The organism is Cryptosporangium sp. NPDC051539, assembly GCF_044454545.1.
Lineage (GTDB): Bacteria > Actinomycetota > Actinomycetes > Mycobacteriales > Cryptosporangiaceae > Cryptosporangium.
The window spans coordinates 1,195,372-1,206,496 of the sequence record NZ_JBITDV010000001.1; the positions used below are offsets into that span (position 1 = coordinate 1,195,372).

Genomic DNA, 11,125 nt, shown 5'->3' on the forward strand with positions numbered 1-11,125 from the left:
TCCCGTGAGACCGCTTTCACTCGGGCTCCGTCCACTGTAGGTTCAGGCCCGGTCACAGCCGGGGAGGGCCATGTCCGACGCACAGGCCAGGTCGCTGTCGTGATTCGCCTGGTCGTGCGGCGCGCCCGCGCACAGTGGCCCCTGCTCGGCTGTCTGCTCGCGGTGCTCACGCTCGGCGCCACGCTGCTCGGCACCTGCGCGCTGCTGGTCACCCGCACCTCCGACCGAGCCGTCGAGGTCGCCGCGTCCCGCACCTCGGCCGCCGAGAACAGCGCCACGGTCTACGCGGTGACGATCCGGGCCGTCGACGCCCGATCGGTGGCCACCGACGCCCGGAACTTCCTGACGTCGACAGTGGCGCCGTTCGACGCGACCACCACCACGCGCGTCTCCACGGTCATGCAGCGGCTACCGGCGGCCAGCGACACCGGCCGTGGTCTGCTCAGCGAGGGCTATCTCTCCGCCGTCGACGACCTCGAGCGCGCGGCCACGCTCGTCGCCGGGCACTGGCCGCGGGCAGGCGCCCGGCAAGCCGCGCTCTTCGACACCACGGCGCGGCTGCTCGGGCTGGACGTCGGTGACACCGTGCGCCTGGGGGCACCGGTGGGCAGCGCTCCGGCCCGGCCGATCGACCTGACCGTAGTCGGGCTCGTGCACCCGCGACCCGACGCCGGCTGGGACCGGGATCCGCTTCACGGCGCGGGCTTCGACCCGGACCCCACCGAAGCCAGCTACGCGCCCCGGGTCAACGCGTACGGCCCATTTCTGACACCGCTCGAGGACCTGCTGTCCGCCGGCTCCTCGATCGACCAGCTCGAGGTCACCGCTCGCCTCGACCTCGCCTCGCCGACCGGCCGCGAGCTCGACCAGCTCGACGCCTCCCTGGCGGGGGCCGACCGCAGGCTCTCCGCGCTGCTCGGTGATCGTGCCGACTACGACCGCGTCAACTCACCGATCCCGGACGTCATTCACGACGCCCTCCGACAGCGGGAACTCGTCTCGGGATCCGTCCTGGCCTTCGCCTTGGTCGGGGCACTGCTCGCGGCGTGTGCACTCGCGCTCGCGGGACGACTCGCCGTCGCTGTGCGCGGCGACGAACAGGCGCTGTTCACCGCGCTCGGAACCAGCGGCGGGCAGCTGGCGTCGATCGCCTCGATCGAGGCCGCGCTGCTCGCCGCACTCGCGACAGCGACGGCGATTCCGGCCTCGTCCCTGCTGCATGCCGCGCTGACACACTCGGCGCCGCTGTCCGACGCCGGGCTCGCCGCGTCCCCCACCGCCACACCGACGCAGATCCTCGCCGCCCTCGCCGGCGCCTCGGCGCTCGCGGTCCTGCACGTCGTGTTGGCGCTGCGTCGGGTTCCCGAGAGCGACGGCCGTCGCGCGCACCGCGGTCCGCTCGCCCGCTCCAGCGCCGACGTGCTGCTGTGCGGACTGGCGGCCGTGGGCTGGTGGCAGCTCCGCGCCCAGCCCGCCGCCGAGGACACCCGGGTCGACGTCGTGCGGGTGCTCGCCCCGGCGCTGATTCTCGTGGCGTGCGTGGCCCTCGTCCTCCGCGTGCTTCCCCCGGTCCTTCGCCGGGCCGAACGGCTCGCGGCGACGTCCCGGGGACTCGTGTTCCCCCTGGCGGCGTTCCAGGCCGCGCGCCGGCCGCAGGCGTTCGCGGCCGGCCTGCTGATCGGGCTGGCTTGCGCGGTCGCGACGTTCGGCACCGCGTTCGGCGCCACCTGGACGGCGTCCCAACACGACCAGGCCGACCTGGCCGTCGGCACCGACCTCGCCCTCGCCCTGGCCGGACCACCCACCGCCGGGCAGGGCGCGCCGATAGGAACAGCCACCGGCGGGGTCCTCAGCCCGATCTCCGTCCGGAATATCGCCATCGGGCAGTATTCCAGCGAGGCCGGCCCCACTCCGCAGCTGGTCGCGATCGACACCACGCAGGCCGACGCGGTACTCCGCGGACGCACCGACCGGACGTGGGCCGCGGTGACCGAGCCGCTCTCCCCCACCACCCGGGTGAGCGGCCCCCAGTTTCCGCCGGCCGCGGCAACGGTTCTCACGGGCACGGCCAGCGCCGGGCCGGTCGCGGTCGCACCCCGGCTCGTGCTCCAGGACGCCACCGGGGTGCGCACGACCTGCAGCAGCCCACCCGTACCGCTCGACGGCAATCCGCATCCGTTGCCCGCCTGCGCGGCCGTCCGTGGGCTTCACCTCGTCGCCGTCGGGCTGCCGGTCACTACCGACCTGCCGCCGGCGCGCAGCCACATCGACGTGTCGCTCACCCTGCCCGGCGGGGTGACCGCCACTACGGCCGACTGGAGCGTCCACGCAGCAGTCCGCAACACCGGCCAGCTCTCCGGATCGACGATCACTGCCACCGGCACCCGGATGCGCGTCACGTCGGACGTGTCGTTCACGGATCTGGGTGACGAGAGCCGCGTGCTCGTCGCCACGACCTTCCCGGATCCCGGACCGGTCCCGGTCGCGATCTCCACCGCTCTGGCCGACGTCATCAGCGCAGGCCCCGGAACCCCGCTGCACCTTTCGATCGGCACGACGCCGATCGCGGCCGAGGTCGTCGGCGTCACACCCGCGATCCCCTCCGCGCCGGGCCGGCCCGCCGCCATCGCCGATGTGGACACGCTCTCCCGGGCCCTGATCACGCACGGCGACTTCGAGTCACCCGTCACCGGATGGTGGGTCGGCGGTCCCCGCGCCGATGCGGCGAACGCCATCGGCCGGCTGCACATCGGTGAGGTCACCACCCGCGCGTCGGAGACCGAACAGCTGACCCGCGGGCCGCTCCGGGCGTCGCTTCCGGCGGTGCTCCGAATGCTGGTCGCGGCCTCGGCTCTTCTCCTGTTCGCCGGGGTGATGCTCCACGTGTCCTACGACGTCCAGCGTCGCGCACTGGAGGTCGCTCGGCTGCGGGGGCTCGGTCTGTCGAGGAGGGAGATCCGGTCCGCGCTCCTGCTCGAGCACGCGGCGGTCCTGGGTCCGGTGCTGGCGGCGGGAGCGGTGATCGGCTCCGCCGCGACCTGGGTCCTCACCCCGCTGCTGATCCGCTCCGACACCGGGGCCGCACCGGTTCCGGCGGTGGCGGGTCACTGGCCGTGGCCGTCGATCGGCGCGTTGCTGGCCCTGCTCGTCGTCGGGACCGGGCTGGCCGTGGCCGCCGTCGTCCGCGTGCAAGCGCGCCGGGCCGACGCCGCGCACCTGCGGGTGGCGTCGTGATCCGCCGTCCGGACATCCGTATCCACTGGCCCAGCGTCCGCGGCCGGGCCCGCGCGGATGTCGGACCGCTGGGGCTGGTCGCCGCCGTCGTGCTGGTCGTGACGCTGCTCGGGGCGGCGGTCCCGCAACTGATACGCGCCACGGCCGACGACGCGACCCGGGACGCCGTCCGCCGGGCCGGACTCGACTCCGACGTCAGGGTCGACTCGCGCTGGCCCGACGACTACGGACTGGTCGGCGGGCGGTTCCGTTTCGAGCGACTGGCCGCGGACGTCGACGACTTCCGCGCCCAGGCCGTGGACACGCTCGACCCCCGGCTGCGTGCCGCGCTGCGCCGGCCGGTCACCACGGCGTCCAGCCTCTCGCTGCAGATCACCGACGCCAGCATTCCGCGTCGGTTCCAGCTCAACTACGTCCAGAACGACCACGGGGGTCCGGACGTGACCTGGGTCGCCGGGCATGCGCCCCGCGGCACGGTCGACGGCGACGTCGTGATCGATTTCCCCGGCCCACCGTGGGAGGTCCAGGTCGGCCTCTCCGAGACCGAAGCGGCGGTCCTGAAACTCCGGCCCGGCGACCACGTCCCGGTCGAGGACGCGCAGCGCACCCCGTACAACGTGCTGGTCAGCGGCATCTTCCGGCCGGTCGATCCGAACGACCCGGCGTGGCAGGTCGTCCCCTGGCTGCTACGCGGAGTTCCCGGCCTGGACAGCCCGTACAGCAGCCGCTTCGGCGGGATGCTGTCCGCGGAGTCCCTGCCCGACGGGCGGCTCGCGGTGCCCCCGGACCAGTTCCGCCGCACCGTCTGGTTCACCACCGATCCCGGGAAACTCGGCTGGGACTCGGCGCAGCGACTGGCCCGCACCGTCGTCGCACTCAAAGCCCGCTCCGGGACGTCCACGCAGTACGACACCACGCCGAAGTGGGACACCCGGCTCGACGACGTCCTGCGAGGCGTCCGTGACCAGGTCGCCGCCGCGCGGGCACAGGCGTCCCTCCTGCTCATCGCCGTCCTCACCGGGGCGGTGCTGGTACTGCTGCTCACCGCTGACCTGATCGCCCGGCGGCGGTCGACGGCACTGGCCGCGGCCCGTGAGCGCGGTGCCTCGCTCCCCAGCATCGCTGCCGAACTGCTGGTCGAAGCGGGCGCGGTGGCACTGCCCGCGGCGGCGCTCGGGCTCGTCCTGTCACTGGTCCTCGTGGGCGGGGCGGCGATCGGCGGTGCGGCCACCGTGCTGACCGCTGCCCTCCTCGCCGGCCCGGCGCTCGGCACCCTCGTCGCGGCCCGGGCCACCCGCGACCGGCGCACACCGGCCAACCGCACGGCCCGCCGCCGGCACGAACGCACGACGCAACTACGCAGTGCTGCGGTCGACGTCGCGGTCGTCGCCGCCGCGGCCGCGGCCGTGGGGGCGCTGCGACAGCGCGGCATCCAAACCGGAGGCGACGGTGCGTTGCCTGCGAGCGCGCCGACCTTGGTCGCGGTGGCCGGGTCGCTGCTGCTGCGGCGGCTGATGCCCGTCGGCATCGGGTTGACGCTCCGTCAGCTCCAGCGCTCCCGCCGCCTGCTGGCCGTTCTCGGCGCCGCACGCGCCTCCGCGACCGCCGCCCGGACGCTGCCGCTGCTCGTCCTGGTCACCACGACGACGCTCGCGACGTTCGCGCTCACGCTCGGCACGACCTCGTCCCGGGGTAGCGAAGACGGAGCCTGGCGCGTGGTCGGTGCCGACGCCCGCCTCGACGTCTCGGCCAACTCCCCCCGGCCGCGCCTTGCCATCGCCGCGGAGATCGCCGCTGCGCCCGGCGTCGACCAGGTAGTGACGGCGCAGATCGACGAGGGTGTCCGCGTGCTGGCGGACGGGAACCGGCTCACCCCGGGTCTGGTGGTCGCCGACTCCGCCGAACTGGCCGCGCTGCTGCGCCACTACCGGCTTCCGGACACCGCGGACCTGGAGCGGCTGAAGGGCTCTCGGCCCGGCCCGATTCCGGTTCTCGTCCGTTCGAGTGACGACAGTCTGCGCCCGGGAATGCACCTGCAATTGAGCCGGGCTCACGGGCCGCCCGTCGACCTGGTGGCCGTCGGCACCGCTCCCGCCGTCAACGGCGCCGAAGACCTCATCGTCGCCGACGCGAAAGCAGGACTGGGTTTCGAGCCGGACACCGTCTGGGCCAACGGACCCGGTGCGGCCCGGGCGATGCACCGAGCGGACGGGCAGGTCGTGGTACGCAGCGACATCCTGCGCGCGCGCACCGGCGCACCGTTGAACGCCGGCCTGATGGCCCTGGATCGCGCCGCGGCCGGGACGCTGCTCGTCCTCGGGTCACTGGGTTTCGCGCTGGGCGCGGCGGCCAGCGCCCCGGAACGCTGGAGCACCCTGGCTCGGTTACGCACCCTCGGTCTCCGCCCCCGCGACACGCATCGGGTCGCTGCCATCGAGCTCCTTCCACCGGTGCTGGTCGCGATCGTGAGCGGGCCGCTGCTGGGCCTCCTGCTGGTGAGACTGACGTTCAGCGCGCTCGCGCTGCGCACGCTCACCGGTCAGACCGAGAACCCCTCCGTGGTCGCGCCGTGGTGGCTGCTCGGTGTCACCGTCACGCTGCTGCTCGGTGTGCTGATCGCCGTGGTGGCGGCCGAGGCCGCCGTGCGTCGCTCCCGCCGCCTCGGCGACGTCCTCCGTGTCGGTGGCTGAGACGCCCGAAGGACGCCGTGCCGGGGCGTCGGCGCGGCGCGCGCCCGGCGCCTGGCCCGGCTGGGCGCGGACGTCGTCGTCACCGACGTCGCGCAGGCGGACGAGGACTGGCAGCAGACCCAGGACGAGCTCGCCACCCAAGAAGCGGCCACCCCGCTGGTCACGCGACGCTGCGGCTTGCCGGTGTAGCCGCCGGCGGCGACCGCCACGCACTTCAAAGTGCCTTTTGTAACCCTCGCTCGACACACTCACAATGTGGTTACGGACCAATCGTGAGGTGATGAGAGTGGAACAGCGCAGCACAGCCGAACCGGCCCCCGTCGTCGTTGAAGTCTGGGCCGACCTCGGGTGCCCCTGGTGCTACGTCGGCAAGCACCGGCTCCAGCGTGCGATCGAGGTTCGGCCCGACGCCGACCGCTTCCGGATCAAGATCCGCTCCTTCGAGCTGAACGCCGACTCCCCGAAGGAGCCCGAGCCGATCGAGGCTGTCTTCATGCGCAAGCACGGCGGCGACCCCTCGGTCGTCCTTCAGGCCGAGAAGCGGATCCGGGCGATCGCCCACAGCGAAGGCCTGGAGTTCGACCTCGACCGGAAGAACGCCAACACGTTCAACCTGCACCGCGTGATGCACTTCGCCGAGCAGTCCGGCAAAGGCCTGGAGTTCTTCTCCGAGATCCAGGACCGGTTCTTCTCCGGCGAGATCGACCCCTACGCCACCGGCACCATGGTCGAGGTCGCACAGTCCCTCGGCCTCGACGGGGACCGCGTGCGCGACGTCCTCGCCGGCGACGAGTTCGCGGACGAGGTCCGAGCCGACGTCTCCGAGGGCACGGCGCTGGGCGCGCGGGGTGTGCCGTTCACGGTCTTCGGCCGCCGGATCGCGGCGTCGGGCGCTCAGTCCGTGACCGCCTACGGCCGGGCCCTCGACCAAGCGCTCGAAGCCCTCGCATCCGAGGAGGTGCCGGCATGAGCGAGAGCACACCGATCCCAGTGCTGACGGTCCTCGACTCCGAGCCGGTCGGCTTTTGTGAGCCGGACAGCGACTACTGCGAGGTCTCCGGACTGCGGGCCGAGGCACCCGAGAGCAGCGACGAAACCGACCCCACCGCACCGGGCGCGGAGCGCTAGGCCCTGGCCGACTTCTCGCGACCGACGCCGCTCAGCTCGTGCTCGCGTCGGCTGGCGGCGACGTCCTCGTGATGGCCGGCCGCCCAGCCCGCGAGCGTCATCACGGCATCGAGTAGCGACCGCCCCAGCGGGGTCAGGTCGTACTCGACCCGGGGCGGTACCTCGGCGTAGGCCGTGCGGTTGAGCAGCCCGTCACGCTCCAGCGCCTTCAGCGTCACCGTGAGCATCCGCTGCGAGATGCCCGGGATGCTCGCCTGCAGCTCGGAGTATCGCAGCGGCTCCGAGCCCAGCGTGCTGATGATCAGCACGGTCCACTTGTCGCCGATCCGGTCGAGCACCTCGCGGATGAACGCGCTCTCCTGCGGCCAGGCCCGGCACGGCCCGCTGATCGTCCTCGCTGTCGCCATCTCGTCCGCCCTCCGCATCCACGAACTCCGACATGCAGCCCTCCTGGTCTGCTGCCACACCACAAGTATGTAACGAATCGAAGGGAACCAGGACTGTCCACCATCGCCATCGTGGGAGCCGGACCCGGCCTCGGGCTGTCCATCGCCAAGGCCTTCGGCAGCCACGGCTTCTCCGTCGCCCTCGTCTCCAGGACGCAGACCAGGCTCGACGCCCTCGCCGCCGAGCTGACCGACGCCGGGATCGAGGCCGCAGGCTTCGCCGCCGACGTCATGGACCCCGCCTCCGTCGCCGCCGCATTCGACCGCATCAAGGAGCGCTTCGGCGAGGTCGACGTCCTCGAGTACTCGCCCGCCCCGCACAACCCCGTCCCCGGGCTGAGCAACCCGACCCCGCTCGAGGCCGACCGCGCCAGCATCCAGCCGCAGATCGACTACTACCTCTACGGCGGCATCGCCACGACTGAGCAGGTCCTGTCCAGCATGATCGCGCGCGGGTCGGGGACCGTCCTCTACACCACCGGCGGATCGTCCACGGACCCGATGGCCGGACCTGCGGAGTTCACCGCGACCGCCATCGGCTCGGGCGCGCTACGCACCTACGCTCTCAAGCTGCACCAAGCCACCGCCGGAACCGGCGTCTACGTCGCCCACGTGCCGATCTTCGCGTGGATCGGCACCGGCGGCCCGGGCACCCAGCCCGACGTCATCGCCCAGCACTACTGGAGCCTTTACACCACCCGCGACGGAGCGGAGCACCCCTACGCCGCTCCGTAACCCAGCGCTCTACCGCCTTCGTCCACAAAATCGGCGCCGGAACGTACTGGAGCCGGGAGAATCCGCACGGTAGCGTCTCACCCACGCTCCGCACCCATCACCCCACGGACGCTCGGCGACGAAGAACCCGAACAGCACCTCTACCGCGCTCGTGGCAGAGAAGGGCTCGCCCGTGAACCCCGACGTCGTCCGGCTGCTGAACCGGCCGTTCATGGCAGACCCGTATCCGGCCCTGGCCGATCTGCGCGAGAACCACGCGGCGGTTCCGGTGGAGAACGGCGGCTTCCGGATGTGGCTGATCACCCGCTACGACGACGCCCGCTCGCTGCTCGCCGACCCCGGCCTGCTGGTGGACCTCGTCGAGCACCGCCACGTCGTCGTCGCCCAGAATTTGCTGGACATCGAGCGACGGGCGAAGCTGCCCCGCCAGATGCGTCGCAGCGTGCTGCAGCAGGACGGCGCGCACCACCGCCGGCTGCGTGACCTCGTGACCGGGCACTTCACCCCGGCGCGCCTCGCCTCGTTGCGGCCCCGGATCGAGCGGATCGCCACCGACCTGCTCGACGAACTGCCCACCGACGAACCGGTCGACCTGGTCGCACGCTACTCCCGGCCGCTGGCGGCCACCGTCGTCTCCGAGCTGTACGGCGTGCCCGAGAAGGCCCGCCGGCGCTTTCCGGTGTGGGAGATGGCGCTGCTCACCGCGCCGAGCAAGTCCGAAGTGGAGGACGCCGCACTGCGGTTGCTGGAATTCGCGGGCGAAATGATCGATCGGAAACGCGAACAGCCGGGCGACGATCTGTTCACCGAGCTCGTCCGGGCCCACGCGGCGGGCGGGTTGGACGACGACGAACTGGTGTCGATGATCCCGCTGATGCTGAACGCGGGAATGGAACCGGCCAGCGCGATCTCCAGCGGTGTTTTCACGCTGCTGTGCCATCCCCGGGAGCTGGCCCGGCTGCGCGACGACGCCGGGCTGCTGACCGCGTGCGTCGAGGAGGTCCTGCGGTTCGAGACCCCGTTACGGATGCTCGTTCCGCGGCTCCTCGATCATCCCGTCGAGCTGGCCGGCGTCACCGTTCCGGCCGGTGAGCTGCTGCTGATCTCGGCCGGTGCGGCCAATCGTGATCCCTCCCGGTACCCCGACCCCGATCGATTCGACGTCGGCCGCGACACCCGGGGGCACCTGGGATTCGGGCACGGCGTGCACCGCTGCCTGGGCGCCGAGCTCGGCCGGCTGGAGACCACGATCGCGCTGGGCACGCTGTTCGGCCGATTTCCCGGCGCTGACCTGGCGGTCCCGGCTGAGGACGTGCGGTGGCGCCCAGGGATGCTGATGCGTCGCCTCGACGCCCTGCCGGTGATCCTGCGTCCCGCCGGCGCGCGTCGGGAAGGGCGGTGAGTCCGACCGCCCCGGAGTACGGGGTGCTGCGCACGGTGACGCCGATCGCGTCGGTGCTGCTGGAGGAGAACCCGGGGCCGATGACGCTCGACGGCACGAACACCTGGATTCTGCGCGCACCGGGTGAGCGGACCTGCGTCGTGGTCGACCCCGGCGAGGCCGACGTCGAGCACCTGACCCGCGTCGCGGACGCCGGCCGGGTCACGTTGATCCTCCTCACCCACCGGCACGTCCACCACGTGGAGGGCGCACCGTGGCTCGCGGCCCGTACCGGGGCCCCGATCCGCGCCTACGACCCGACCCGGTGCCGGGACGCCGAGCCGCTCACCAGCACCGAGACGATTCGCGCGTCGGGCCTGGAGATCCAGGTCGTCCACACCCCCGGGCACACCGACGACTCGGTCTGCTTCCGGGTCGGGAAGGCGGTGCTCACCGGCGACACGATCGTCGGCCGCGGCACGACGATGGTCACGTCGCTCGGCGACTACCTGGACACTCTCCGGCTCCTCGCCGCGATCCCGGACGCATTAGTCCTGCCCGGCCACGGCGACGCGCGGTGCGACCTGGCCTCGGTCGCCGGCGCGTACCTGGCCCACCGGGAGGAGCGGCTCCGGCAGGTCCAGGACGCGTTGACCCGGCTCGGTCCCGACGTTTCGGCGAGCGCGATCGTCGACGTGGTGTACGCCGGTCTCGACGCGGGCCTGCGCGGGCCGGCCGAGAGGTCGGTGGAGGCGCAGCTGGAGTACCTGCGCCGCTGACCCAGCCGCCGCGGTCGGCTGTGCGTCGGTCGTCGTCGTCGCCGGCGGCGTCGAGTCGACGACCCGGGCGCCGCGGGTGCTGCCCACACTTCCCGGTGAACAACCTGACCGCAGTGCCCACGACGCGGCCGGGAGCCGGTCGCCGGCATCGCCGGGCGCGGTGCCTTCGCTCTCGGCCCGCAGGACTCCGGTTGTTGTGCCCGGTGGACGCGGCCACCCGCGCGCACCCGCGGGCATCAGCCGGGACGCCGTCGGCGCGGTCGCACTCAACGAGGTATCGGTGTCGGGCTGGGTCTCGCTGTGACGCTCGTGAGCGTGACCGCTGTCGCGACCGTGCTCCAGCCCGTCCGACCGGAACACGAGGAAGAGGGCGTCCACCTTCGTCCAGTCCGTGACGGACTGGAGGGCGGTGACCACCCGCTGGACGACGTCGTCCTTGACGAACCACTGATTGGTGCCGGTCGGCATCGTGAACCAGTCCGTCCACGTCCCGTCAAGCTGCACGGGGCCCTGGACGGCCCCGGTGACGAGCTGAACGGTCAGGCGGCTGGTCGACAACTCACGGTAGAAGGCGTCGACGCTGCCGGGACCGACAAGCACGTCGCGCCAAGTCGTCTTGGCCGCGGACGTGGTCGGCGCGGACGTGGTCGGCGCGGACGTGGTCGGCGCGGACGTGGTCGGCGCGGACGTGGTCGGCGCGGACGTGGTCGGCGCGGACGTGGTCGGCGCGGT

At 72.6% G+C, this 11,125-nt stretch carries 8 protein-coding genes; 7 read left to right on the forward strand and 1 reads right to left on the reverse strand.

What is annotated here, in order from left to right; all coding sequences use genetic code 11:
• The first annotated feature begins 99 nt into the window (after positions 1-99).
• The 4 genes from ACIBZJ_RS05695 to ACIBZJ_RS05710 all read left to right on the forward strand — a co-directional run bounded on the left by ACIBZJ_RS05695 (position 100) and on the right by ACIBZJ_RS05710 (position 7,052).
• On the forward strand, positions 100-3,234 hold the full coding sequence (locus tag ACIBZJ_RS05695; RefSeq protein WP_395925863.1) for an FtsX-like permease family protein: 3,135 nt from the start codon (positions 100-102) through the stop codon (positions 3,232-3,234).
• The gene (locus ACIBZJ_RS05700; protein ID WP_395925865.1) at positions 3,231-5,924 is read left to right on the forward strand and encodes an FtsX-like permease family protein; all 2,694 of its coding nucleotides are present in this window, start codon (positions 3,231-3,233) and stop codon (positions 5,922-5,924) included. Before ACIBZJ_RS05695 ends, ACIBZJ_RS05700 begins: the two co-directional genes overlap by 4 nt.
• Before the next feature lie 286 nt (positions 5,925-6,210).
• Positions 6,211-6,894 carry a DsbA family oxidoreductase gene (locus ACIBZJ_RS05705; RefSeq protein WP_395925867.1) on the forward strand — a complete coding sequence of 228 codons (684 nt, stop codon included), beginning with the start codon at positions 6,211-6,213 and terminating at the stop codon, positions 6,892-6,894.
• Positions 6,891-7,052 (forward strand): hypothetical protein, encoded by a 162-nt coding sequence (locus ACIBZJ_RS05710; protein ID WP_395925869.1) that lies wholly within the window; start codon positions 6,891-6,893, stop codon positions 7,050-7,052. Before ACIBZJ_RS05705 ends, ACIBZJ_RS05710 begins: the two co-directional genes overlap by 4 nt.
• Here the strand turns inward: ACIBZJ_RS05710 and ACIBZJ_RS05715 are convergent.
• Entirely contained in the window at positions 7,049-7,459 is a 411-nt protein-coding gene (locus tag ACIBZJ_RS05715; protein WP_395925871.1) for a winged helix-turn-helix transcriptional regulator, read from the reverse strand. The two genes, ACIBZJ_RS05710 and ACIBZJ_RS05715, sit on opposite strands and share 4 nt — an antisense overlap.
• A gap of 93 nt (positions 7,460-7,552) precedes the next feature.
• On the opposite strand from ACIBZJ_RS05715, the gene ACIBZJ_RS05720 reads away from it, so the two are divergent.
• From ACIBZJ_RS05720 to ACIBZJ_RS05730, 3 genes are all read left to right on the forward strand, one after another.
• Entirely contained in the window at positions 7,553-8,233 is a 681-nt protein-coding gene (locus tag ACIBZJ_RS05720) for an SDR family NAD(P)-dependent oxidoreductase (RefSeq protein WP_395926040.1), read from the forward strand.
• A gap of 172 nt (positions 8,234-8,405) precedes the next feature.
• The gene (locus ACIBZJ_RS05725; protein WP_395925873.1) at positions 8,406-9,635 is read left to right on the forward strand and encodes a cytochrome P450; all 1,230 of its coding nucleotides are present in this window, start codon (positions 8,406-8,408) and stop codon (positions 9,633-9,635) included.
• Positions 9,632-10,393, forward strand: a complete 762-nt coding sequence (locus ACIBZJ_RS05730; protein WP_395925874.1) for an MBL fold metallo-hydrolase — start codon at positions 9,632-9,634, stop codon at positions 10,391-10,393. Before ACIBZJ_RS05725 ends, ACIBZJ_RS05730 begins: the two co-directional genes overlap by 4 nt.
• Positions 10,394-11,125: the final 732 nt, after the last annotated feature.